Here is a 24,716-nt window from a genome sequence, read left to right on the forward strand (position 1 = left end):
CCTCTACATCAGAGGAACAGGCCGGGAACAACAATCAACGGCGTGGCAGGAACTGGAGTGGATCGACTGGCTTGCCCTGGCGGCGAATCTCGAAATGCAGCTTCACCCGATCAGTGCCCGTGGACCCCATTTCAGCAATCGACTGCCCTGCCTTGACCTGCTGCCCCTCCCGAACCAACAGCCTGCGGTTGTGGCCGTAGGCACTGACATAGGTGTCGCTGTGCTTGATGATGATTAGCTCGCCGTAGCCCCTCAAGCCACTCCCGGCGTAGACCACCGCACCATCAGACGCAGCAAAAACAGGCTGTCCCAAATCACCGGCGATATCAATGCCTTTATTCAAACTACCGTTTGAAGCGAATTTACCAATCAGCACACCGTTGGCCGGCCATGTCCAGCCACCCACGGCCCGCTCTGCGGCGGGCACCGTGGTAACTACCGGCGCAGGCGTGGTTGGCGAAGTTGGCGTCGTTTTTCCGCCGCTGGCAGGTGAGGTGATAGGTGATCCAACAGGGCGACGAATGACCGTTGTCTTGCTCGAAGAGGACGGGCTGGACACCACCGTGGTGCTCCCGGTCGAGCCGCTGCTGAAGCGAATCGCCTGGCCTGGGCGAATGGTGTACGGAGGGGCGATACCGTTACGTGCGGCGAGCTCTTTGTAATCCCAGCCGTAGCGGAAGGCGATGGAGAACAGCGTGTCGCCGGGCTTGACCACGTACTGGCCAGAAGTCACGGTCGGGCGCTTGGGCGCCGCGTTGTTGCGATCGACCACGCGCGCACCGCTCGAGCTGGTGCTGGAGCAACCTGTCAGCAGAGTGCCCATGGCCAGTGCAATCACCAGAAGCTTGAAAACCGACCGATCCCTGCGCTGCCCAATGACTGTGTGCCCCACCCGCGCTCCCCTCATGGTGCCGAAAACGATAAAACGTTATCAAATGCAATAATGTTGCAATTATAACCGAGCGACGCTGCATTGGCAGGCTCGGTGAAAAGGCCCTCTGAAGAGCCGGGATACCCCGCCAGATAGACACGGCGAAGCGGCAAGAATTCGTTGCCGCCGCAAATATTCCCTGCCGCTCAGGCCAACGGGCCATTGAGCAGCGGCACGAAGCGCACGGCCCCCAGCACGTGACGAGAAAAGCCCTGTTCCTCACGGACGATCAGCATCAGTTGCTGTACCTCGCCGGCCGGCCCTACGGGTATCACCATGCGGCCACCCGGCGCCAGCTGGTCGAGCAATGCCTGCGGCACTTCCGGTGCCACGGCGGTGACGATAATGCCATTGTAGGGCGCCAGCGCCTGCCAGCCATCGCAACCGTCGCCCCAGCGAAACACCACGTTGCGCAGGTTCAGCTCTACCAGACGCTCCTTGGCCCGGTCCTGCAGCACCTTGATCCGCTCGACCGAAAATACCCGCTCCACCAGCTGCGCAAGAATCGCGGTCTGGTATCCGGAGCCCGTGCCGATCTCCAGCACTTTATCCAGCGGCCCGGCCTCCAGCAGCAGCTCACTCATGTGGGCGACCATGAACGGCTGCGAGATGGTCTGGTTGTGCCCAATGGGCAGTGCGGTGTCTTCGTAGGCGCGGTGGGCAAGCGCCTCATCGACGAACAGATGGCGTGGCGTTCGGCGGATGGCGTCGAGTACCTTGGGGTTCGACACGCCCTCCTCGCTCAGGCGCTGAATCAGCCGCTCCCGGGTACGCTGGGAGGTCATGCCGATGCCACGACGCTGCAAATCATCCTGTTCGCGCATCAGAGCAGGCCCTCCAGCCAGCCGTCGAGCTGCTCGAAGGCATCGTTGAACGTGCGGTCCAGTTGCAGCGGGGTGATCGACACGTAGCCTTGCATCACCGCGTGGAAGTCGGTACCCGGCCCGCCATCCTCGGCATCCCCGGCCACGGCAATCCAGTAGCCTTCCTTGCCGCGCGGGTTGACCACCTTGGTTGGCGCCGCTGCCCGCGCCCGATGACCGAGGCGGGTGAGCTGGATGCCGCGGATGTGTTCCAGCGGCAGGTTGGGGATGTTGACGTTGAGCACGGTACGCGGCGGCAGCTCGAGGCGCGACTGCGCCTCGACCAGGCGACGGGCGATAAAGGCCGCAGTCGGCAAGTTGTCGGGCAATCGCGAGAGCAGCGAGAACGCCAATGAGGTGCCGCCCAGGAAGCGGCCTTCCAGCGCAGCGGCCACCGTGCCGGAATAGATAACGTCATCCCCCAGGTTGGCCCCCAGGTTGATCCCAGAAACGACCATGTCCGGCGGCTCCGGCAACAGGCCGTTGAGCCCCAGGTGCACGCAGTCTGTGGGCGTGCCATTGAGGCTGATGAAGCCGTTGGCCAGGGTCTGCGGGTGCAGCGGCCGGTCCAGCGTCAGCGAACTGCCGGCGCCGCTCTTGTCTTGGTCCGGCGCAATCACCACGCACTCGGCATAATCCGCCAGCGCACCGTGGAGCGCGGCGAGGCCGGGTGCGGTAACACCGTCATCATTCGAAATCAGAATACGCATGGGCTGTCCGTCTGCCCTGCCGGCACCAGATCGACGAGTTCGCGCACCACTACGGTGGCGAAGCATCCGGCCGGAAGGACGAATTCCAGTTGCAGGATATCAGGCTCGGGATAATGCCACGTCAGGCCGCCAATAGGGAGCCGCAGGATGCGCCGTTCGTGACTCATGCCCGCATTGGCGAGCCATTGGCACAGAGCGGTATGCTGTTCGCCAATCGCCGACTCCACCCCGTAAGCCGCGCCGGCTGTGGGCGAAGGGCCTTCGCCCCACATCGGGCCGGTGGGGTGCAAGTCGAGAATGTCCAGGCGTGGATCAGCACATTCCTGCTCACCTGCAGGAAAGAAACTGCGGCTATCGGTAAACGCCAACAGGTCGCCGACCTGCGCACGCTGCCAACTGCCGTCGGCGACGCGGGCGGCCAATACCTGGTTGAAGACGTAGCTGCGCGCGGCAGAGAGCAACCGGGAACGTACGTTGCGTTGCTCTGGCAGCGCCTTGCGCTCTGCCCAGTGCAGGGCATCCTGAACGTTGCCGCCGCCATGCCCGAAACGCTGGCTGCCAAAGTAGTTGGGAACACCCTGCTGCTTGAGCGCTTGCAGGCGTACATCCAGTGCCTGGTGATCCGCCGCCAGTGCCGTCAGGCGCAAGGTGAAGCCGTTGGCCGAGTGGGCGCCGCGCTGCAGCTTGCGCGAGTGACGCACCTGCTTGAGCACACGCAAGGTGTCATCTTCAGCACGGGACAGGTCCGGGTCGGCCTTGCCCGGCAGGTGCAGGCTGAACCACTGACGGGTCAGCGCCTGACGGTCCTTGAGTCCGGCATAGCTGATCGAACGCACCGGCACGCCCGCTGCGCGTGCCAGGCGGCGGGCCGCCTCTTCGGTGTTCAGGTCGCGTTTCTCGACCCACAACCACAAATGTTCGCCTTGGCCAGACAACGGAATATCGAGCACTTCGTCGACCTGGAAGTCTTCCGCCACGGCCTTGAGCACCGCAGTGCCCAGTGGCTCGCCCGATGCGCGCGGGCCCAGCAGTTCCAATTCGGTCATGCTGGCAGCAGCAGGGCGACCGCGTGCACGGCGATGCCCTCCTCACGGCCGGTGAAGCCCAGCTTCTCGGTGGTGGTGGCCTTGACGTTGACCTGGTCGAGCTCGACCTGCAGGTCTTCGGCGATCAGTTGGCGCATGGTTTCGATGTGCGGGGCCATCTTCGGCGCCTGGGCAACGATGGTGGCGTCGACGTTGCCGACCTTCCAGCCTTTTGCCTGGACGATGCCGAGCACATGGCGCAGCAGCACGCGGCTGTCGGCACCCTTGAACTGCGGGTCGGTATCGGGGAAGTGCTTGCCGATGTCACCGAGCGCTGCGGCGCCGAGCAAGGCATCGCTCAAGGCATGCAGCAGCACGTCACCGTCGGAATGGGCCAGGAGGCCGTATTTGTGAGGGATACGCACCCCACCCAGGGTAATGAAATCACCGTCGCAGAAACGGTGCACATCGTAGCCGTGGCCAATACGCATAGAAAAACGCCCTGATTGAGTCAGGGCGTGATTCTACCTGCTTTGCAGGTGGTTGGGCGGCTTTTGGACCAGGTCGTTAAACCCTTCCGAGTGCCGCTGCATGATGGCGCAGGTGGTCATCGATGAAGCTGGCGATGAAGTAGTAGCTGTGGTCATAGCCAGGCTGCAGGCGCAGGGTCAGTGCATGCCCCCCCTTGCGCGCCGCCTGCTCCAGGGCCTCGGGTTTAAGCTGCTTTTCCAGGAAATCGTCACGGTCGCCCTGGTCCACCAGCAACGGCGGGCACTCACCGCTTGGCGTCTCGGCCAGCAGTACGCTGGCATCCCATTCGCGCCAGCGCGCGCGGTCTTCTCCCAGATAGCGGCTGAAGGCTTTTTCGCCCCACGGGCAATCCATCGGATTGCTGATCGGCGAAAATGCCGAGATCGAGCGATAGCGCCCTGGATTGCGCAAGGCGCAGACCAACGCACCGTGCCCGCCCATGGAGTGGCCGCTGATACTGCGCTGATCGGAGGCCGGGAAATGCGCCTCGATCAATGCCGGGAGCTCTTCTACCACGTAATCATGCATGCGGTAGTGCTGCGCCCAGGGCTGCTGGGTGGCGTTGAGGTAGAAGCCCGCGCCCAGGCCGAAATCCCAGGCACCGTCCGGGTCGCCCGGCACCTGTTCCCCACGCGGGCTGGTGTCGGGCGCAACGATGATCAGGCCAAGCTCGGCGGCCAGGCGCTGGGCGCCGGCCTTCTGCATGAAGTTTTCGTCGGTGCAGGTCAGCCCGCTCAGCCAGTACAGCACCGGCAGCTTCTCGCCCTGCTCGGCCTGCGGTGGCAGGTAGACGGCGAACACCATGTCGCAGCCCAGCACCTTGGAGTGATGCCGGTAACGCTTGTGCCAGCCGCCGAAGCTTTTCTGGCAGGAGATGTTATCCAGGCTCATGGCTGACCTCAGAAGTGGATCACGCTGCGGATGCTCTTGCCTTCATGCATCAGGTCGAAGGCCTTGTTGATGTCCTCCAGGCCCATGGTATGGGTGATGAAGGTATCCAGCGGAATCTCGCCCTTCTCGGACATTTCCACGTAGCTTGGCAGCTCGCTGCGGCCCCGTACGCCACCGAAGGCCGAACCGCGCCAGACGCGGCCGGTCACCAGCTGGAACGGCCGAGTGGCGATTTCCTGGCCGGCCCCGGCAACGCCGATGATCACCGACTCACCCCAACCCTTGTGGCAGCACTCCAGGGCCGCACGCATCAGCTGCACATTGCCGATGCATTCGAACGAGAAGTCCACGCCGCCATCGGTGAGGTCGACGATCACTTCCTGGATCGGACGCTCGTAGTCTTTCGGGTTGATGCAGTCGGTGGCACCCAGCTGGCGGGCGATCTCGAACTTGGCCGGGTTGATATCGATGGCGATGATGCGCGAGGCCTTGGCCTTGACCGCACCGATCACTGCCGACAGGCCGATGCCGCCCAGGCCGAAGATGGCCACGGTGTCGCCCGGCTTGACCTTGGCAGTGTTGAGCACCGCGCCGATGCCGGTGGTCACGCCGCAACCGAGCAGGCAGACCTTCTCCAGCGGTGCTTCCTTCTGGATCTTGGCCACGGAAATTTCCGGCAGCACGGTGTACTCGGAGAAGGTCGAAGTCCCCATGTAGTGGAACAGCTGCTGTCCCTTGTACGAGAAGCGGGTGGTGCCGTCCGGCATCAAGCCCTTGCCCTGGGTAGCGCGGATGGCCTGACACAGGTTGGTCTTGCCCGAGCGGCAGAATTTGCACTGGCCACACTCCGGGGTGTACAGCGGGATCACGTGGTCACCGACGGCTACCGAGGTTACGCCCTCGCCAATCGCCTCGACGATCGCCCCGCCTTCATGACCGAGGATCGACGGGAAGATGCCTTCCGGGTCGGCGCCCGACAGTGTGTAGGCGTCGGTGTGGCAGACACCGCTGGCGACCACGCGCAGCAGCACTTCGCCGGCCTTGGGCATGGCCACGTCGACTTCGACGATTTCCAGGGGTTTCTTGGCCTCGAAGGCTACGGCGGCACGGGACTTGATCATCAAAGGTCTCCAGAAGAGTGTCGATTCAGTCCCACAGTGTAATTCAGCTGTTTTTGATGAATAATCTAGACCAAGACAAAACATTATTGCCACACAGGGATAATCGATGAGCAGCCGCTGGGAAGGCATTGACGAATTCGTCGCCGTTGCCGAGTCGGGACAATTCACGGCGGCGGCTGAGCGCATGGGCGTGTCGTCATCGCATATCAGCCGGCAGATCGCCCGCCTTGAAGAGCGCCTGCAGACCCGACTGCTGTATCGCAGCACCCGTCGCGTCACCTTGAGTGAAGCAGGTCAGACTTTCCTGCAACACTGCCAGCGCTTGCAGGACGGCCGCGAGGAGGCCCTGCGCGCCATGGGCGACCTGGCCAGCGAACCCAAGGGGCTGCTGCGCATGACCTGCGCCGTGGCCTATGGCGAGCGCTTCATCGTGCCGCTGGTGACGCGCTTCATGGGGTTGTATCCGCAGTTACGGGTGGAGGTGGAACTGAGCAACCGTACCCTGGACCTCCTGCACGAAGGTATGGACCTGGCGATTCGCCTGGGCCGGCTGGCCGATTCCCGGCTGGTGGCCACACGCCTGGCGCCACGGCGCATGTACCTGTGCGCCTCGCCTGCCTATCTGGAACGTTATGGCAGGCCGCACAGCCTTTCCGAACTGGCCCGGCACAACTGCCTGGTGGGCAGCTCGGACCTGTGGGCGTTGCAGCAGGATGGGCGCGAGATCAGCCAGCGGGTTCAGGGCAACTGGCGTTGCAACAGTGGGCAGGCAGTGCTGGATGCGGCCTTGCTGGGGATGGGGTTGTGCCAGTTGCCGGACTACTACGTGCGGGAGCACTTCAACAGTGGGGCGCTGGTGTCGTTACTGGAGGCGCATCAGCCGCCGAACACGGCAGTATGGGCGCTGTATCCGCAGCAGCGGCATCTGTCGCCCAAGGTTCGGCGTTTGGTGGATTATCTGAAGGAAGGGTTGGCAGGGTTGCCGGAGTACAAACAGGATTGATGTGATGGCTTTACCGGCCTCTTCGCGGGACAGACAACTTAATGCCGGTTTGCCCAACGCTGACGCAACCACTCCAGGTCTTCCGGGCGAGTCACCTTGATGTTGTCGCTGCGCCCCTCGATCAGTCGCGGTGCCTGGCCGGACCATTCGATGGCCGACGCCTCATCGGTAACCAGCACATCGGACACCAGGCACTCGGCCAATGCCCGGTGCAAAGCGCCCAGGCGGAACATCTGCGGCGTATAGGCCTGCCAGATGGTGCTGCGATCCACGGTGGCACTGACGCGCCCGCTGACATCGGCCCGCTTGAGCGTATCGCGCGCCGGGACCGCCAGCAGCCCACCTACCGGGTCATCGGCCAGTTCCGACAACAACTTATCCAGGTCGCTACGCGCCAGGTTCGGCCGCGCCGCATCGTGCACCAACACCCAGTCGCTGTCCGCCGCCCCTTGGGCATGCAACAGCAGCAGGGCATTGAGCACCGAGTCGGCGCGCTCGCGCCCACCCGGGGCACGCTGGATGCGCGGATCGCTGGCGCAACGCAGGCCTGGCCAGTACGGGTCATCTTCGGCAACGCTGACCACCACGCCTTTGAGCGCAGGATGGCCAAGAAAACAGTCGAGGCTATGCTCGATAAGGGTCTGCCCGCCCAGTTGCAAGTACTGCTTGGGTCGGTCGGCAGCCATGCGGGCACCCACGCCCGCAGCGGGAATCACGGCCCAGAAAGCCGGTAGCGTATCGATCATTTTTGCGGCAGCTGGAAGAGGGTTTCGCCCTCTTTGACCATTCCCAATTCATGACGAGCCCGCTCTTCGACGGTCTCCATACCTTTCTTCAACTCCAGCACCTCGGCGTCGAGCACGCGGTTACGCTCCAGCAGCCGCTCGTTTTCGGCATGCTGCTCGTCGATCTGCTGCTTGAGCTCGGCCACTTGCGCCAAGCTGCCGTTACCGACCCAAAGGCGGTACTGCAGGCCACCGAGCAGCAAGAGCAGGACAAGAAACAACCAATAGGGACTGCGCATCAAGGTATCCAGATTAAAAAGACCGCCAGCAACGGGCAGGCCTCAAATAGCACGAAGCCTGGCCGAGGCCAGGCTTCGTTGACAGAAACCCGTATGAAGCGCCGGAAATTTCAGTTCGAAAATTCCGACAGCCTCGGCTGCTGTCTTTTTACCATCTCTTGCTTAGCCGCGAAACTCGGCGCGACCACGGTAAACCGCTTTGGCGCCCAGTTGCTCTTCGATGCGCAGCAGCTGGTTGTACTTCGAGACGCGGTCGGAACGGCACAGCGAACCGGTCTTGATCTGGCCAGCAGCGGTACCCACGGCCAGGTCGGCGATGGTCGAGTCTTCGGTTTCACCGGAGCGGTGCGAGATCACGGCGGTGTAGCCGGCAGCCTTGGCCATCTGGATGGCTTCCAGGGTCTCGGTCAGCGAGCCGATCTGGTTGAACTTGATCAGGATCGAGTTACCGATACCCTTCTCGATGCCTTCCTTGAGGATCTTGGTGTTGGTCACGAACAGGTCGTCACCGACCAGCTGCACCTTCTCACCGATCTTGTCGGTGAGGATTTTCCAGCCAGCCCAGTCGGACTCGTCCAGGCCATCTTCGATCGAGATGATCGGGAAGCGCTCGGTCAGGCCTTTCAGATAGTCGGCAAAGCCTTCGGCGTCGAACGACTTGCCTTCGCCGGACAGGTTGTACTTGCCGTCCTCGTAGAATTCGGAAGCCGCGCAGTCCAGGGCCAGGGTCACGTCGGTGCCCAGCTTGTAGCCAGCTTTTTCAACGGCTTCGGCGATGGCGCCCAGGGCGTCTTCGTTGGAAGCCAGGTTCGGCGCGAAGCCACCTTCGTCACCCACGGCGGTGTTCAGGCCACGGGCCTTGAGCACAGCTTTGAGGTGATGGAAGATCTCGGTGCCCATGCGCAGGCCGTCGGAGAAGGTCTTGGCGCCAACCGGCTGAACCATGAACTCCTGGATGTCGACGTTGTTGTCGGCGTGCTCGCCACCGTTGATGATGTTCATCATCGGAACCGGCATCGAGTACTGGCCCGGGGTGCCGTTGAGGTTGGCGATGTGCGCGTACAGCGGCAGGTCCTGGTCCTGGGCAGCGGCCTTGGCGGCAGCCAGGGAAACAGCCAGGATGGCGTTGGCGCCCAGCTTGGCCTTGTTCTCGGTACCGTCCAGCTCGATCATGGCGCGGTCCAGGGCTTTCTGGTCGGACGGATCCTTGCCCAGCAGCAGCTCACGGATCGGGCCGTTGATGTTGCCGACGGCCTTCAGCACGCCCTTGCCCAGGTAACGGCTCTTGTCGCCATCACGCAGCTCCAGCGCTTCGCGCGAGCCGGTGGAAGCACCGGACGGCGCGCAGGCGCTGCCGATGATGCCGTTGTCGAGCAGTACATCGGCTTCCACGGTGGGGTTGCCACGCGAATCGAGAACTTCACGACCTTTGATGTCGACGATTTTTGCCATTGTTGTAAGCACTCCAGAATTGACGAAAACAACGCAGCTTTAGGGAATTCTTGCCTTTCAGCCGGCGGGGATGCAGCAGGCAGGCCGGGTGAAAGCAGCCCCTGACCGTGCGGTCAGGGGCAGATCGGGGCGTACTTTACCCGAGAAATGAGCCTTGCGCGGTTTTAACCGTCGGAAAACTCATCAAAGCCTAGCTTCAGGACTTGTTCTTCTGGGCCAGGGCCGCCTTGACGAAGCCGCTGAACAGCGGGTGACCGTCACGCGGGGTGGAGGTGAACTCCGGGTGGAACTGGCAGGCGACGAACCATGGGTGGTCCTTGGACTCGACCACTTCCACCAGCGCGCCGTCTTCGGAGCGACCGGAAACCAGCAGGCCCGCGTCAACCAGCTGCGGCAGCAGGTTGTTGTTCACTTCGTAGCGGTGACGGTGACGCTCGGTGATCACGTCCTTGCCGTAGCAGTCATGCACCTTGGAACCGGCAGACAGCTGGCAGTCCTGTGCGCCCAGGCGCATGGTGCCGCCCAGGTCGGAGGCTTCGGTACGGGTCTCGACGGCACCGGTGGCATCGGCCCACTCGGTGATCAGGCCGACTACCGGGTGGCCGCTGTTGCGGTCGAACTCGGTGGAGTTGGCGTCTTTCCAGCCCACCACGTTACGGGCGAACTCGATCACGGCCACCTGCATACCCAGGCAGATACCCAGGTACGGCACCTTGTTCTCACGGGCGTACTGCACCGCGGTGATCTTGCCTTCCACGCCACGCAGGCCGAAACCGCCCGGCACCAGGATGGCATCGGCGCCTTCGAGCAGGCTGGTGCCCTGGTTCTCGATGTCTTCGGAATCGATGTAGCGCAGGTTGACCTTGGTGCGGTTGGTGATGCCGGCGTGGCTCATCGCTTCGATCAGCGACTTGTACGCGTCCAGCAGCTCCATATACTTGCCGACCATGGCGATGGTCACTTCCTGCTCAGGGTTGAGCTTGGCATCGACAACCTTGTCCCACTCGGACAGGTCGGCGCCATTGCACTGCAGGCCGAAGCGCTCGACGACGAAGTCGTCCAGGCCCTGGGCGTGCAGAACACCTGGGATCTTGTAGATGGTATCGACGTCTTCCAGGGAGATGACCGCACGCTCTTCGACGTTGGTGAACAACGCGATCTTGCGGCGCGACGAGGCATCGACCGGGTGGTCGGAACGGCAGATCAGCACATCAGGCTGCAGGCCGATGGAACGCAGTTCCTTGACCGAGTGCTGAGTCGGCTTGGTCTTGGTTTCGCCAGCGGTGGCGATGTACGGGACCAGGGTCAGGTGCATCAGCATGGCGCGCTTGGAGCCCACTTCGACGCGCAGCTGGCGAATTGCCTCGAGGAACGGCTGCGACTCGATGTCACCCACGGTACCGCCGATTTCCACCAGGGCCACGTCGGCATCGCCGGCACCCTTGATGATGCGACGCTTGATTTCGTCGGTGATGTGCGGGATGACCTGGATGGTCGCGCCCAGGTAATCACCACGGCGTTCCTTGCGCAGCACGTGCTCGTAGATACGTCCGGTGGTGAAGTTGTTGTTCTGGGTCATGGTCGTGCGGATGAACCGCTCGTAGTGGCCCAGGTCGAGGTCGGTCTCGGCACCATCGTGGGTGACGAAGACTTCACCGTGCTGGAACGGACTCATGGTGCCAGGATCGACGTTGATATACGGATCCAGCTTCAGCATGGTGACCTTCAGGCCCCGCGCTTCCAGGATGGCCGCCAGGGAAGCCGAGGCAATGCCTTTCCCCAATGAAGAAACAACACCGCCCGTGACGAATATGTAGCGCGTCATGAAAAACCCTAGAAGTCTGCGTTAAGGCGGCCAGCGCCGCCGGAGAAAGCGAAGGAAGGCCGAAGCCCCCGATCACCTGCGTCAATCACAGTGCATCTCGAAAAACTGCCGCGTCTGTACAGACCAGGGGTATCCCCAGCATGGAGCTCGCTCGTCATTTCCAGAATCAGCCCAGCAAAAAACTGCTTGGTAATCGGCAACTGCCGTGTTTCCGAGGAACGCACAGAAGTTGTATCAAGAAGGGAGGGTAGTCTACCGGAATGTACCCTTCAGCTCAAACCTTGCGCGTTCGTCGGAGGTTGCCAGTGCAGTTGGCAATCCGCCCACCCCAATTCGGGCAGATTGGCCACGGCCAGCAAGCGCTCGCCGCTGTACAGCAACGGCAGGCGCCCACGCATGAAGTGCGGGACTTGCAGCTCGTTGAGCAAGCGTTTCAAGTCGCGCTTGCCACGGCCCGGAACATCCAGCACTTCGCCGCCCCGACGGTAGGCAATGCGTAAGTCGCCCGGTGTGCTGCCCTGCAGGCTAACACTACCGTTGCCAGGCAATGGCAGCGGGCTGGTCGGCTGCTCCCAGCGCAGCCCGTCCGCGACGGGCTGCAACCAATCACCACTCAGCCACCAGATGCGCCCGTGGCTGCGCGCAAGCTTGCCGTCGGTCAGTTGCCAGACGGGTTGGGCATCAATCGCCGCATCACGCAAGTCCGCCCAGCCCGCCCAGTGCCGACTATCTGGCAGGCGGGTGCGTAGACTCAGCCAGTACTGCAAGGCATTGCGCTGTCGCGCTGGCGAAAGCGCCGCGAGCGTCGCCAGATCCAGGGAGTCGAGGCTAGACCAGATGGCAGGCGCACCCTCTCCGGCCACAGCCAGGTCTGCCTGGGCCAACTCATCGAGCAGACCCAGCGCTTCGCCCAGATGCTCGGCGCTACGGGCAAGGTTCTGGCTCGCCTGCGGCCAACGCTGCTGCAGCAACGGAAACACTTCGCCACGCAGGAAATTGCGGGCAAAGGCCGTGTCAGTATTGGACGGGTCTTCGATCCAGGACAGTCCGTGCGCTTGCGCATAATTGTGCAATTGCGCGCGCGAAACGTTCAGTAGCGGCCTGGCCAGGATGCCCTGCCCCAATGGCCGCTGTACCGGCATTGCAGTCAGCCCTCGCAGGCCGGCACCGCGCAAAAGGCGAAATAGCAACGTTTCGGCCTGATCATCGCGGTGTTGGCCTGTGAACAGCACGTCACCTGAACTGAGGCTCTCCTGAAATGCCGAATAGCGGGCATTACGGGCAGCCTGCTCCAGGCTGGCGCCGGGGGCTATCTGAACGCGGATGATCGTCAGCTTGATACCAAGGCGCTCGCAGACCGCTTTGCAATGCTCTGGCCAAGTGTCGGCGGCAGGCTGCAGACCGTGGTGGATGTGGATTGCGTGCAGTGGAGGCGTTGCGTGGGTGCGGGCATGGTCGGCCAGCAGATGCAGGAGGACGGTGGAGTCGAGGCCGCCAGAGAAGGCGATGTGCCAGGCTGGGGCACTGAGCCAGGGGGTGAGGTCGATCATGGAAGCCTCACATCACTCGAAAACACTGGGGCCGCACAGCGGCCCCAGCATTTCTATCAGAGGCCGTAGCTCATCAGGCGCTCGTAACGACGGGCCAGCAGCGCGTCATGGTCGAGCTTGCCGAGCATGTCCAACTGCTGAACGAGGTCGGCGCGGATGCTTTCGGACATCTTCGCCGGGTCACGGTGGGCACCGCCCAGTGGCTCCTGGATGACCTTGTCAACAATGTTGAGGCTCTTCAGGCGCTCGGCGGTGATGCCCATGGCCTCGGCAGCGTCGGCGGCCTTGTCGGCGGTTTTCCACAGGATCGAGGCGCAACCTTCCGGCGAAATCACTGAGTAGGTCGAGTACTGCAGCATGTTCAGCTGGTCGCACACACCGATGGCCAGCGCACCGCCGGAACCACCTTCACCAATAACAGTGGCGATGATCGGCGTCTTCAGGCGCGCCATGACACGCAGGTTCCAGGCGATCGCTTCGCTCTGGTTGCGCTCTTCGGCGTCGATGCCTGGATAAGCGCCCGGGGTGTCGATGAAGGTCAGGATCGGCATCTTGAAGCGCTCGGCCATTTCCATCAGGCGGCACGCCTTGCGGTAGCCTTCTGGGCGCGGCATGCCGAAGTTGCGGCGAACCTTTTCGCGCACTTCACGGCCCTTCTGGTGGCCGATGACCATGACCGGCTTGCCATCCAGGCGGGCGGTACCACCAACGATGGCGGCGTCGTCGGAGAAGTGGCGGTCGCCGTGCAGCTCTTCGAACTCGGTGAAGATGTGCTCCAGGTAGTCCAGGGTGTAAGGACGACGTGGGTGGCGGGCCAGGCGGGCGATCTGCCAGCTGGTCAGGTTGCCGAAGATGCTTTCGGTCAGGGTGTTGCTCTTGTCTTGCAGACGGGCAATTTCATCGCTGATGTTCAGCGAGTTGTCGTTACCCACCAGGCGCAGCCCTTCGATCTTGGCTTGCAGGTCGGCAATCGGCTGTTCGAAATCGAGAAAATTCGGGTTCATAGTCATCCGTCTTGGGTCTACGGCCAGGCGGCCGGCCGGTTGATCCGTTTGGCGCCCTACCTTAAGGGATCAGGCGCATTCAGGTCGAGATTAAATTTCGTCGGTTCAACGATATTGCAGGAAGACGTTCTCACGCCCGAACTGGTCACGCAGCGCCTGAATCAAGCCGTCGGCCGGGTCGATCGACCACTGCTCGCCGAACTGGAGCATGGCCTTGGCGTCGCTGCCGGTGTATTCGAGGGTGATCGGGCAACCGCCGCGATGGCGGGTGATCAGCTCGCCCAGCCAGTTCAGGCGGTCGCCCTTGAGCGCCTCGTGGGTAATCTTCAGGCGCAGGCTCTCGGCCAGCTTGGTGCGGGCATCTTCCAGGGTCATTACCTGCTTCACCCGCAGGCGCAGGCCGCCGGAGAAGTCGTCATTGCTGATTTCGCCTTCGACCACGACCATCGCATCATTCTGCAACAAAGCTTGAGCGCCCATGAACGCGTCGGCGAACAGCGAGGCTTCGATGCGCCCGGAACGGTCGTCGAGGGTGACGAAGCCCATCTTGTCGCCCTTTTTGTTCTTCATCACCCGCAGGGCAATGATCATCCCGGCGATGGTCTGGGTCTCGCGCGACGGCTTCAGGTCGACGATGCGCTGGCGGGCGAAGCGGCGGATCTCGGCCTCGTATTCATCGATCGGGTGGCCAGTGAGATAAAGGCCGAGGGTGTCCTTCTCGCCCTTCAGGCGTTCCTTCAGCGTCAGCTCGCGCACCTTGCGGTGGTTGGCATAGACGTCGATGTCCGGGGCGTCGAACATGCCACCGAACAGGTCGACGTGACCACTGTCAGCGGTATGTGCCGCCTGCTCGGCGGCCTTGATGGCCTCGCCCAAAGCAGAGAGCAGCGTCGCACGGTTGATGTCGATATTGGCGTGATACGCCTTGATCTCGTCATGGAAGTACGGGCCCAGCCGATCCAGGGCGCCACTGCGAATCAGCGCATCGAGGGTACGCTTGTTGACGCGCTTGAGGTCGATGCGCTCGCAGAAATCGAACAGGTCCTTGAACGGGCCACCCTGTGCACGCGCTTCGACGATGGCTTCTACCGGCCCTTCACCGACACCTTTGATCGCCCCAAGGCCGTAGACGATGCGACCATCGTTGTTGACGGTGAACTTGAAGTCGGAGAAGTTCACGTCCGGCGCATCGAGGCGCAGCTTCATGCTGCGCACTTCCTCGACCAGCACCACGACCTTGTCGGTGTTGTGCATATCCGCCGACAGGACCGCAGCCATGAACGGCGCTGGGTAGTGAGTCTTCAGCCAGGCGGTCTGGTACGACACCAGGCCATAGGCCGCGGAGTGGGACTTGTTGAAGCCGTAACCGGCGAACTTCTCTACCAGGTCGAAGATGTTACCCGCAAGATCCGCGTCGATATTGTTGGCCACGCAACCTTCGATGAAGCCACCGCGCTGCTTGGCCATTTCCTCGGGCTTTTTCTTACCCATAGCCCGGCGCAGCATGTCGGCGCCGCCGAGGGTATAGCCCGCCATGACCTGGGCAATCTGCATCACCTGTTCCTGGTACAGGATGATGCCGTAGGTGGGTGCCAGCACCGGCTTGAGGCCTTCGTACTGATAGTCCACATGGGGGTAGGCCAACTCGGCACGCCCGTGCTTGCGGTTGATGAAGTCGTCCACCATGCCCGACTGCAGTGGGCCGGGGCGGAACAGCGCCACCAGTGCGATGAGGTCTTCCAGGCAGTCGGGCTTGAGCTTCTTGATCAGCTCCTTCATGCCGCGCGATTCGAGCTGGAACACTGCCGTGGTCTCGGCCTTCTGCAGCAGCTCGTAGGTCTTGCGATCGTCCAGCGGGATGAAGTCGATGTTGAGGTCGGGCAGGTTGTTCTTGGCCTGCTCGCGGTTGATGATCTCCATCGCCCACTTGATGATGGTCAGGGTACGCAGGCCAAGGAAGTCGAACTTGACCAGGCCGGCGGCCTCGACGTCGTCCTTGTCGAACTGGGTCACTAGGCCGCCACCTTCTTCGTCACAGGCGATGGGCGCGAAATCGGTGAGCTTGGTCGGGGCGATGACCACGCCGCCGGCGTGCTTGCCGGTACCCCGGGTGACGCCTTCGAGCTTGAGCGCCATGTCCCAGATTTCGCGCGCATCTTCATCGCCCTTGAGGAAGTCTCGCAGGATCTCTTCCTGCTCGTACGCTTTCTCCAGGGTCATGCCCACTTCGAACGGAATCATCTTCGACAGGCGGTCGGCCAGGCCGTAGGACTTGCCCTGCACCCGCGCCACGTCGCGCACCACCGCCTTGGCGGCCATGGTGCCGAAGGTGATGATCTGGCTGACCGCGTTGCGCCCGTAGGCATCAGCCACGTAGTCGATCACCCGGTCACGGCCGTCCATGCAGAAGTCGACGTCGAAGTCGGGCATGGAAACACGTTCAGGGTTGAGGAAACGTTCGAACAGCAGGTCGTAGGCCAGCGGGTCGAGGTCGGTGATCTTGAGCACGTAGGCCACCAGCGAGCCAGCACCCGAGCCCCGCCCAGGGCCAACCGGGACGTCGTTGTTCTTGGCCCACTTGATGAAGTCCATCACGATCAGGAAGTAGCCGGGGAAGCCCATCTGGATGATGATATCCAGCTCGAACTTCAGTCGGTCCAGGTAGACCTGGCGCTTCTCTTCGTAGTTGGGCGTGGTCTCCTTGGGCCAGAGCACAGCCAGCCGCTCCTCCAAGCCTTCATGGGAAACGTGACGCAGGTAGTCGTCGATGCCCATGCCGTTGGGCGTCGGGAAGTCGGGCAGGAAGTACTTGCCCAGTTGCACCTGGATGTTGCAACGCTTGGCGATTTCGACGGTGTTGGCGATGGCGTCGGGCAGGTCGCTGAACAGCTCGGCCATTTCCTCCGCGCTTTTGAGGTACTGCTGGTCGCTGTACATTCGCGGGCGACGCGGGTCGTCCAGGGTCCAGCCCTCACCGATGCACACGCGGCTTTCGTGGGCGTCGAAGTCGGACTGTTTGATGAAGCGCACATCGTTGGTCGCCACCAGCGGTGCGCCGAGCTTGTCGGCCAGCGCCACGGCGGCGTGGACGTACTCCTCGTCGCCGGCACGGTTGGTGCGCTGCACCTCGACATAGAAGCGCTCCGGGAACATGCCCAGCCAGTCGTTCAACAGCGACTCGGCCTCATCCGCACGGCCTGCCATCAGGGCCATGCCGATATCGCCCTGCTTGCCGGCGGACAGGGCAATCAGCCCTTCGCTGGCCGGGGCGATCCACTCTCGCTGAAGGATTACCAGGCCGTTGCGCTGGCCATCGGTCCAGCCGCGCGAGATCAATTCAGTGAGGTTGCGATAACCCTTGGGGTCCATGGCCAGGAAGCAGATCCGCGACAGCGGGGCCTCGGGGTCTGCCCCGGCCAACCACAGGTCGGCGCCGCAGATCGGCTTGATGCCCGCGCCCATGGCGGTCTTGTAGAACTTCACCAGCGAGCACATGTTGCTCTGGTCGGTGATCGCCACCGCCGGCATGTTCATCCCGGCCAGCGCCTTGGCCAGCGGTTTGATCCGCACCAGGCCGTCGACCAGCGAGAATTCGGAGTGGACGCGCAGGTGAACGAAGGGAACCGACATGGAAGATCCTGTAGCAGTGCTGAACGACAAAGGCGGGATTGTAGCGTAAATGCGCTAAACATTTGGGGCCGCAGAGCGGCCCCAAATGTTTTAGATCAGAGAATCGGTAAGCCCCTCACGGGCTTCCCAGGCGGCGCGCACCGGCGCAAAGGAACGCCGATGAATGGGCGTCGGCCCCAACCGCGCCAAGGCTTCAAGATGCACCGGCGTCGGGTAGCCCTTGTGCCCGCCAATCCCGTAACCCGGGTAGATCAGCTCGAACGCGCTCATCTCACGGTCACGGGTCACCTTGGCCAGGATCGACGCCGCCGCGATAGCCGGAACCTGGCTATCACCCTTGATGACTGGCGCGGCCGGCACCGCCAGTTTAGGGCAGCGATTACCGTCGATCAGCGCAAGCTTGGGCGTGACGCTCAAGCCCTCGACCGCACGCTGCATGGCCAGCATGGTCGCCTGGAGGATATTCAGCCGGTCGATTTCCTCGACCTCGGCGCGGGCGATGCAAAAACTCAGGGCTTTTTCGCAGATCTCGTCGAACAGCGCTTCGCGCGTGGCTTCGGTGAGTTTCTTCGAATCGTTCAGGCCGAGGATCGGCCGTGCCGGGTCGAGAATCACCGCCGCCGTGACCACCGCACCGCACAGGGGGCCGCGACCGACTTCGTCGACGCCGGCGACCAGGTCTTCGACCAGGTTGAAGTCCAGTCCTATCTGCATGTCAGCGGTCCTTCAGCAAAGCGAGCACCGCGTCTGCCGCCTGGTTGGAGGCGTCGCGGCGCAAGGTACGGTGAATCTCGTCGAAACGCTCAGTCTGCTGGCTGCCATCGGCCACCAGCGGCGCCAGGGTCTGCGCCAGGGCTTCGCTGGTGGCGGCGTCTTGCAGCAGCTCGGGCACCAGCTCACGTTGGGCCAGCAAGTTCGGCAACGACACGAAGGGGCTTTTTACCAGGCGCTTGAGAATCCAGTAGGTCAGCGGTGCAAGGCGATAGGCTACGACCATCGGGCGCTTGTACAGCATGGCCTCGAGGGTGGCGGTACCCGAGGCGATAAGCACTGCGTCACAGGCGGCCAGGGCCTGATGCGACTGGCCGTCGAGCAATGTCAAAGGCAAGTCGCGCCTTTCGAGCATCTGTTCGACCTGAGCACGCCGCGCAGCATTGGCGCAGGGCAGTACGAAGCGCACGCCAGGCACCATTTGCTGCAGGCGCTGGGCGGCGTCGAGGAACAGTGCGCCCAGACGCCCCACTTCGCCACCTCGGCTACCGGGCATCAGCGCGACCACCGGCCCGCCACCCAGCCCCAGCACAGCGCGTGCAGCCTGGCGATCAGCGGCCAGCGGAATGGTATCGGCCAACGGATGGCCAACGAATCGCACCGGCACGCCCTGCTCTTCATAGAAGCGTGCTTCGAAGGGCAGCAGCGTCAGCATCAGGTCGCAACCTTCGCGGATCTTCAGCACGCGCTTCTGTCGCCAGGCCCAGACCGACGGGCTGACGTAATGCACGGTCTTGATACCGGCCTGACGCAGTTTCAATTCGATATTGAGGGTGAAATCAGGGGCGTCGATGCCGATGAACACATCAGGCTTTTCGGTGATCAAGGTCTGGATCAGTGCTTTGCGCCGCTTGAGCAGCTCGCGCAGGCGCCCCAGCACTTCGACCAGGCCCATCACCGCCAGGCGTTCCATCGGGAAATACGACTGCAGGCCTTCGGCTTCCATCAGTGGCCCGCCGACACCGATGAAGCGCACATCGGGCTGGCGCGCCTTCAAGGCGCGCATCAAACCGGAACCGAGAATATCGCCGCTGGCCTCACCCGCGACCAGGGCTACGCAAAGCTGCGCCATGTCAGCGGGTGATGCCGCGAGCGGAATTCACGATCGACTGGCGGAACAGTTCGACCTCAGGGTGCTTGCAAGCCAGCTCGTCGAGTTCCTTGATCGCCTCTTCCACGGTCAGGCCCTGGCGGTAGACGATCTTGTACGAACGGCGCAGCTCACGAATCGCATCGTCGCTAAAGCCACGGCGGCGCATGCCCTCGAAGTTCATGCTGCGGGCTTCGGCAGGGCTGCCGAACACCGTGACGAAGGCCGGAACGTCTTTGCCGATCGCTGTGCCCATGCCGGAGAACGCGTGAGCACCGATATGGCAGTACTGGTGCACCAGGGTAAAACCGGACAGGATCGCCCAGTCACCGACATGCACGTGCCCGGCCAGCGCCGTATTGTTGACCAGGATGCAATGGTTGCCGATCACGCTGTCATGGCCAATATGGGCGTAGGCCATGATCAGATTGTGGTCGCCCAGGGTGGTTTCAGCGCGGTCCTGGACGGTGCCACGGTGAATGGTCACACCTTCGCGGATCACGTTGTGATCACCGATCACCAGGCGCGTCGGCTCACCCTTGTACTTAAGGTCCGGGGTGTCTTCGCCGATCGAGGAAAACTGGTAGATGCGGTTGTGCTTGCCAATCCGGGTAGGCCCCTTCAGCACGACGTGGGGACCGATGACGGTACCCTCCCCGATTTCAACATCGGGGCCAACGATCGACCACGGGCCGACCTCGACGCCGTCGGCCAGCTTGGCCGACGGGTCGATGATCGCCCGAGGATCAATCGAATTCATAGCTCACGTTCCGCGCAGGTGATCTCGGCCGAGCACACAGGCTTACCGTCGACCAGGGCTCGGCATTCGAATTTCCAGATGGTCTTCTTGCGACCGATGAACTTGGCTTCCAGCACCAGCTGGTCGCCCGGCAATACCGGTTGACGGAAACGCAGCTTGTCAGAGCCGACGAAGTAGTAAAGCGTGCCGTCGGCCGGCTTGGTGTCGAGCATCTTGAAACCGAGAATGCCTGCGGCCTGGGCCATGGCTTCGATGATCAGCACGCCTGGCATTACCGGGTGTTCCGGGAAATGCCCGTTGAAGAATGGCTCGTTGATGCTGACATTCTTGTAGGCACGAATGCTCTGGGCTTCGAAGTCCAGATCCGTCACACGGTCTACCAGCAGGAACGGGTAGCGGTGAGGCAGGTATTCGCGAATCTCGTTGATGTCCATCATTTCGGGGGGAAGCCTGTAATAAGAATAGGGAGCGCAGGTGCTGAACACACGCTCCTTTTGCAATCCAAAGAGGAGCCAGCTAGCGACTGTTCACTCTCGCTCAGGAAATGGTATCAGCCTTCTGATGTCGGCTGGCCACCTGAGGTCACGGTATCGACACGTTTTTCCAGCAGCTGGAGACGCTTGGCCATGTCATCCAGCTGGCGGATACGCGCAGCGCTCTTGCGCCAGTCAGCCAATGGCTGCATGGCAGTACCGGAAGAATAGGCACCCGGTTCAGTGATCGAACGGGTGACCATGGTCATACCGGAAACGAATACGTTGTCGCAGACATCAATGTGACCCACCATGCCGACACCGCCGGCGATGGTGCAGTGCTTGCCGATGCGCGTGCTGCCGGAAATCCCGACGCAGGCGGCCATAGCCGTGTGCTCGCCGATCTGCACGTTGTGCGCGATCTGGATCTGGTTGTCGAGCTTGACCCCGTCGGCGATCCGCGTGTCGGACAGCGCGCCACGGTCTACGGCGGTATTCACGCCGATTTCGACATCGTCACCAATGGTGACCCCGCCAATCTGCGCGATCTTGCGCCAGACACCCTTCTCATTGGCGAAGCCGAAGCCCTCGCCGCCGATCACAGCGCCCGACTGGATAACCACGCGCTTGCCGATGGTCACGTCGTGATACAGCGTAACCCGCGGTGCCAGCCAGCCGCCCTCACCGATCACGCAACGCGCACCCACCACGCAATGCGCGCCGATGCTGACGTTGGCCGCGATGCGTGCGCCGCTCTCAATCACTGCGAACGGTCCAATGCTGGCGCTGGCATCGACCTGTGCGTCCTCAGCCACCACGGCGCTGGGATGAATTCCCGCCACAGCCTTGGGTTTCGGATCGAACAGGTGAGAAATGCGCGCGTACGCCAGGTAAGGGTCGGGCACGATCAAGGCATTGCCGGCAAAGCCTTCGGCGTCCGTAGCCTTGAGCAGCACCGCTGCTGCCTGGCAGTTATCCAGGTATTTGCGGTACTGCGGGTTGGCGAGGAAGCTCAATTGACCGGCGTCGGCCTCCTGCAAGGTGGCCAGCCCGGTAATCTGCTGATCATCGGAGCCTTTCAGCGTGGCCCCGAGGGCCTCGGCCAACTGGCCAAGCGTCATGGTCACGGTCATATCAACGGGCTTGGTTCATGCGCTCGATGACTTGGCGGGTGATGTCGTACTGAGGTTTGACATCGATGACCGCGCCACGCTCGAGAACCAGGTCGTAACCACCTTTCTTGATGACTTCTTCCACTGCGCCATCGAGCTTCGGCTTGAGCTGCTTGAGCATGTCACGGTCGGCGACGGCCTTGGCTTCGTTCAGCTCCTTGGACTGGAACTGGAAGTCACGGGCCTTTTGCTTGAACTCAAGTTCCAGGCGCTCACGCTCTGGCTGAGCCATCTTGTCACCGCCCTTGATCAGGCGATCCTGGATGCCCTTGGCGCTGCTTTCCAGGCCCTTGAGCTTGGTCAATTGCGGGCCGAATTTCTTCTCGGCATCCACCGCGTATTTCTTGGCGGCATCGGATTCAAGCAGGGCCATCTGATAGTTCAGCACGGCGACCTTCATTTCGGCGAAAGCCGGGGTGGCGACCAGCGCCGCGGCCACTACGGCCAGTTGAGCGAATTTACGCACGATGCACTCCTGGATAAACCGTTGTCGTTAAGCTAGGGCCGACCTTAGAAGGTCTGGCCCAGAGAGAATTGGAACACCTGGGTATCGGCATCGTCCGGCTTCTTCACCGGCATTGCCAGGCTGAAGCTCAACGGGCCCAGGGCAGTGATCCAGGTGACGCCCAGGCCGACGGAACTCGCCATGCCCGAGAAACCGACCTTCTCGCAATCCGGCTTGCTGCCGCAATTGGTGTCGAACACGTTACCCACATCCCAGAACACAGAGGTGCGCAGCGAACGCTGGTCCTTGACGAACGGCAGCGGGAACAACAGCTCGACGCCACCTTGCACCAGCACGTTACCACCGAACGGCAGCGGATCCTGATCCGGGTCGGCAATGGTGCCTGGCTTGCCACCAGGATTACCTTCACCACGGCTAGGCGTACTGCGCGGGCCTAGGCTGCTGTCCTTGAAACCACGAACGGAGTTGAAACCACCCGCGTAGTAGTTCTCGTAAAACGGCAGACCGGAAGTACCACCGAAACCATCACCATAGCCCAGTTCGGTGTGCAGACGCAGGGTGTAGTCGTTATTGATTGGCTTGAACAGCTGACCGCGGTAGTCGAGCTTGTAGAACGACAGGTCGCTGCCCGGAATGGTGGTTTCCAGGGTCAGGCTCTGGGAGTGACCACGGGTTGCCAGCACGCCTTTGTTCAGGGTCGATTCGGACCAGCCGACCGAGGCCTTGAAGTTCAGGAAGTTGTCGCCTTCCTCATCAAGGAAGTCGAAGATCTCGTCAACGGTATAACGGCCGGTCTTGATCTTGTCCTGCTGCACGCTCAGGCCGTAGGTCAGACGCGAAGTTTCGCTGATCGGGTAGCCCAGGCTGACGCCTGCACCCAGGCTGTCGACCGCATAGCTGGCAACGTCGACGTCGAGGTCGTCGTAGTCGGTGCTGCGGTAGAAGGCGTTGTAGCCCAGGCTGACACCGTCAGCCGTGAAGTAGGGATCAACGAAGCCGAAGTTGTAGCGGGTCTGGTATTCGGACCGGGTCAGGCCGATCGACACCTTGTTACCGGTACCGAGGAAGTTGGTCTGGCTGATCGAACCGCCGAGGATCAGGCCGGCGCTCTGGGCGAAGCCGACGCTGGCGGTGATCGAGCCGGACGCTTGCTCTTCGACGCTGTAGTTGACGTCGACCTGGTCGTCGGTGCCTGGCACCGGCGGGGTTTCGACGTTGACTTCCTTGAAGAAGCCCAGGCGCTCCAGACGAGTCTTGGACTGGTCGATCAGGTAGGTCGAGGCCCAGCCGCCTTCCATCTGGCGCATTTCGCGGCGCAGCACTTCGTCTTCGGTCTTGGTGTTGCCGCGGTAGTTGATGCGGTTGACGTAGGCACGCTTGCCCGGGTCCACCACGAACATGATATCGACGGTGTGATCCTGGTCATTCGGCTGTGGCACGCCGTTGACGTTGGCGAAGGTGTAGCCTTCGTTGCCCAGGCGACGGGTGATCAGCTCGGAGGTGGTGGTCATCACCTTGCGCGAGAACACCTGGCCCGGCTGCACCAGCAGCAACGACTTGACCTGGTCTTCCGGTACCTTGAGGTCACCGGACAGCTTCACGTCGCGAACGGTGTACTTCTCGCCTTCGTTGACGTTGACGGTGATGTAAACGTGCTTCTTGTCCGGGGTGATCGACACCTGGGTGGAGGCGATGTCCATGTTGATGTAGCCGCGGTCCAGGTAGTAGGAACGCAGGCGCTCCAGGTCACCGGAGAGTTTCTCGCGGGCATACTTGTCGTCGTTCTTGAAGAACGACAGCCAGTTGGTGGTCTTCAGCTCGAACAGCTGCGCCAGCTCTTCGTCGTCGAACACGGTGTTGCCGACGATGTTGATGTGCTGGATGGCGGCAACGGTGCCTTCGTTGATCTTGATCTTCAACGCCACGCGGTTGCGCGGCTGCGGCACTACCTCGGCGTCGACCTCGGCCGAGTAGCGGCCCTGGGCCACGTACTGGCGCTGCAGCTCGTTACGCACACCTTCGAGGGTGGCGCGCTGGAAGATCTCGCCTTCGGCCAGGCCGGACTGTTTCAGGCCCTTCATCAGGTCTTCGGTGCTGATCGCCTTGTTGCCTTCGATCTCGATGCTCGACACCGACGGGCGCTCGACCACGTTGATGATCAGGACATTGCCGTCGCGGCTCAGCTGGATGTCCTGGAAGAAGCCCGTCTTGAACAGCGAACGGGTCGAATCCACCAGGCGCCGGTCATCGGCCTGGTCGCCCACGTTCAGGGGCAAGGCGCCGAACACGCTGCCGGCGGATACCCGCTGCAGGCCGTTGACACGAATATCGGAGATGGTGAAGGACTCGGCGTGAACTTCAGCGATCATCAGTGCGGAGAGGACCGCAGTTAGCAGCAGACGTTTCATGAAGTCCTTTTATTCC

The 24,716-nt window shown here is 62.3% G+C and carries 22 protein-coding genes; 1 reads left to right on the plus strand and 21 read right to left on the minus strand.

All coding sequences use genetic code 11. From position 1 onward, the window contains the following. Positions 1-34 precede the first annotated feature (34 nt). The 7 genes from ACIQUF_RS08695 to ACIQUF_RS08725 form a co-directional block, all read right to left on the minus strand. Positions 35-892 carry a peptidoglycan DD-metalloendopeptidase family protein gene (locus tag ACIQUF_RS08695; protein ID WP_403130590.1) on the minus strand — a complete coding sequence of 286 codons (858 nt, stop codon included), beginning with the start codon at positions 890-892 and terminating at the stop codon, positions 35-37. A gap of 185 nt (positions 893-1,077) precedes the next feature. Beyond that, complete coding sequence (locus ACIQUF_RS08700; protein ID WP_403131384.1) at positions 1,078-1,716, minus strand: protein-L-isoaspartate(D-aspartate) O-methyltransferase; 639 nt, start codon at positions 1,714-1,716, stop codon at positions 1,078-1,080. Between the two features lie 38 nt (positions 1,717-1,754). Further along, the gene (gene surE, locus ACIQUF_RS08705) at positions 1,755-2,504 is read right to left on the minus strand and encodes a 5'/3'-nucleotidase SurE (protein WP_317661507.1); all 750 of its coding nucleotides are present in this window, start codon (positions 2,502-2,504) and stop codon (positions 1,755-1,757) included. Next, positions 2,492-3,550, minus strand: a complete 1,059-nt coding sequence (truD, locus tag ACIQUF_RS08710) for a tRNA pseudouridine(13) synthase TruD (protein WP_403130593.1) — start codon at positions 3,548-3,550, stop codon at positions 2,492-2,494. Before truD ends, surE begins: the two co-directional genes overlap by 13 nt. Continuing rightward, a complete protein-coding gene (gene ispF, locus ACIQUF_RS08715; RefSeq protein WP_403130596.1) occupies positions 3,547-4,020 on the minus strand; it encodes a 2-C-methyl-D-erythritol 2,4-cyclodiphosphate synthase in 474 nt (157 codons plus the stop codon). The genes truD and ispF overlap by 4 nt, the downstream gene beginning before the upstream one ends. 76 nt (positions 4,021-4,096) lie before the next feature. After that, positions 4,097-4,951, minus strand: a complete 855-nt coding sequence (fghA, locus tag ACIQUF_RS08720) for an S-formylglutathione hydrolase (protein ID WP_403130598.1) — start codon at positions 4,949-4,951, stop codon at positions 4,097-4,099. A gap of 8 nt (positions 4,952-4,959) precedes the next feature. Continuing rightward, positions 4,960-6,072: an S-(hydroxymethyl)glutathione dehydrogenase/class III alcohol dehydrogenase gene (locus tag ACIQUF_RS08725; RefSeq protein ID WP_403130600.1), complete on the minus strand. Its 1,113-nt coding sequence runs from the start codon at positions 6,070-6,072 to the stop codon at positions 4,960-4,962. A 106-nt stretch (positions 6,073-6,178) separates the two neighbouring features. Here ACIQUF_RS08725 and ACIQUF_RS08730 point away from each other — a divergent pair, with 106 nt between their 5' ends. After that, positions 6,179-7,075: a LysR substrate-binding domain-containing protein gene (locus ACIQUF_RS08730; protein WP_403130603.1), complete on the plus strand. Its 897-nt coding sequence runs from the start codon at positions 6,179-6,181 to the stop codon at positions 7,073-7,075. Between the two features lie 38 nt (positions 7,076-7,113). Here the strand turns inward: ACIQUF_RS08730 and ispD are convergent, their stop codons facing one another. The 14 genes from ispD to bamA form a co-directional block, all read right to left on the minus strand. Continuing rightward, positions 7,114-7,821, minus strand: a complete 708-nt coding sequence (gene ispD / locus ACIQUF_RS08735) for a 2-C-methyl-D-erythritol 4-phosphate cytidylyltransferase (protein ID WP_403130605.1) — start codon at positions 7,819-7,821, stop codon at positions 7,114-7,116. Next, complete coding sequence (gene ftsB, locus ACIQUF_RS08740; protein ID WP_023534037.1) at positions 7,818-8,099, minus strand: cell division protein FtsB; 282 nt, start codon at positions 8,097-8,099, stop codon at positions 7,818-7,820. Before ftsB ends, ispD begins: the two co-directional genes overlap by 4 nt. Positions 8,100-8,261: 162 nt before the next feature. Then, positions 8,262-9,551, minus strand: coding sequence for a phosphopyruvate hydratase (gene eno, locus ACIQUF_RS08745; RefSeq protein ID WP_201203040.1), 1,290 nt, complete (start codon positions 9,549-9,551; stop codon positions 8,262-8,264). A gap of 196 nt (positions 9,552-9,747) precedes the next feature. Beyond that, positions 9,748-11,376, minus strand: a complete 1,629-nt coding sequence (locus tag ACIQUF_RS08750; RefSeq protein WP_403130608.1) for a CTP synthase — start codon at positions 11,374-11,376, stop codon at positions 9,748-9,750. A 269-nt stretch (positions 11,377-11,645) separates the two neighbouring features. Then, the gene (tilS, locus tag ACIQUF_RS08755) at positions 11,646-12,926 is read right to left on the minus strand and encodes a tRNA lysidine(34) synthetase TilS (RefSeq protein WP_403130610.1); all 1,281 of its coding nucleotides are present in this window, start codon (positions 12,924-12,926) and stop codon (positions 11,646-11,648) included. A 56-nt stretch (positions 12,927-12,982) separates the two neighbouring features. Then, on the minus strand, positions 12,983-13,930 hold the full coding sequence (gene accA, locus ACIQUF_RS08760; protein ID WP_186679193.1) for an acetyl-CoA carboxylase carboxyl transferase subunit alpha: 948 nt from the start codon (positions 13,928-13,930) through the stop codon (positions 12,983-12,985). 105 nt (positions 13,931-14,035) lie between these two features. Continuing rightward, positions 14,036-17,560 carry a DNA polymerase III subunit alpha gene (dnaE, locus tag ACIQUF_RS08765; protein WP_403130613.1) on the minus strand — a complete coding sequence of 1,175 codons (3,525 nt, stop codon included), beginning with the start codon at positions 17,558-17,560 and terminating at the stop codon, positions 14,036-14,038. Positions 17,561-17,650: 90 nt separating this feature from the next. Next, positions 17,651-18,274 (minus strand): ribonuclease HII, encoded by a 624-nt coding sequence (gene rnhB / locus ACIQUF_RS08770; RefSeq protein ID WP_403130615.1) that lies wholly within the window; start codon positions 18,272-18,274, stop codon positions 17,651-17,653. Position 18,275: 1 nt separating this feature from the next. Then, the gene (gene lpxB / locus ACIQUF_RS08775) at positions 18,276-19,403 is read right to left on the minus strand and encodes a lipid-A-disaccharide synthase (RefSeq protein WP_403130617.1); all 1,128 of its coding nucleotides are present in this window, start codon (positions 19,401-19,403) and stop codon (positions 18,276-18,278) included. A 1-nt stretch (position 19,404) separates the two neighbouring features. Next, complete coding sequence (gene lpxA / locus ACIQUF_RS08780; protein ID WP_403130620.1) at positions 19,405-20,181, minus strand: acyl-ACP--UDP-N-acetylglucosamine O-acyltransferase; 777 nt, start codon at positions 20,179-20,181, stop codon at positions 19,405-19,407. Beyond that, on the minus strand, positions 20,178-20,618 hold the full coding sequence (gene fabZ / locus ACIQUF_RS08785; protein WP_346611787.1) for a 3-hydroxyacyl-ACP dehydratase FabZ: 441 nt from the start codon (positions 20,616-20,618) through the stop codon (positions 20,178-20,180). Before fabZ ends, lpxA begins: the two co-directional genes overlap by 4 nt. A gap of 113 nt (positions 20,619-20,731) precedes the next feature. Continuing rightward, positions 20,732-21,787, minus strand: coding sequence for a UDP-3-O-(3-hydroxymyristoyl)glucosamine N-acyltransferase (gene lpxD / locus ACIQUF_RS08790; RefSeq protein ID WP_403130622.1), 1,056 nt, complete (start codon positions 21,785-21,787; stop codon positions 20,732-20,734). A 1-nt stretch (position 21,788) separates the two neighbouring features. After that, positions 21,789-22,292: an OmpH family outer membrane protein gene (locus tag ACIQUF_RS08795; protein ID WP_403130624.1), complete on the minus strand. Its 504-nt coding sequence runs from the start codon at positions 22,290-22,292 to the stop codon at positions 21,789-21,791. 44 nt (positions 22,293-22,336) lie between these two features. Next, positions 22,337-24,700 (minus strand): outer membrane protein assembly factor BamA, encoded by a 2,364-nt coding sequence (gene bamA, locus ACIQUF_RS08800; protein ID WP_403130627.1) that lies wholly within the window; start codon positions 24,698-24,700, stop codon positions 22,337-22,339. Positions 24,701-24,716 lie beyond the last annotated feature (16 nt).

Source organism: Pseudomonas sp. NPDC090233 (assembly GCF_044772285.1).
Taxonomy (GTDB): Bacteria; Pseudomonadota; Gammaproteobacteria; order Pseudomonadales; family Pseudomonadaceae; genus Aquipseudomonas.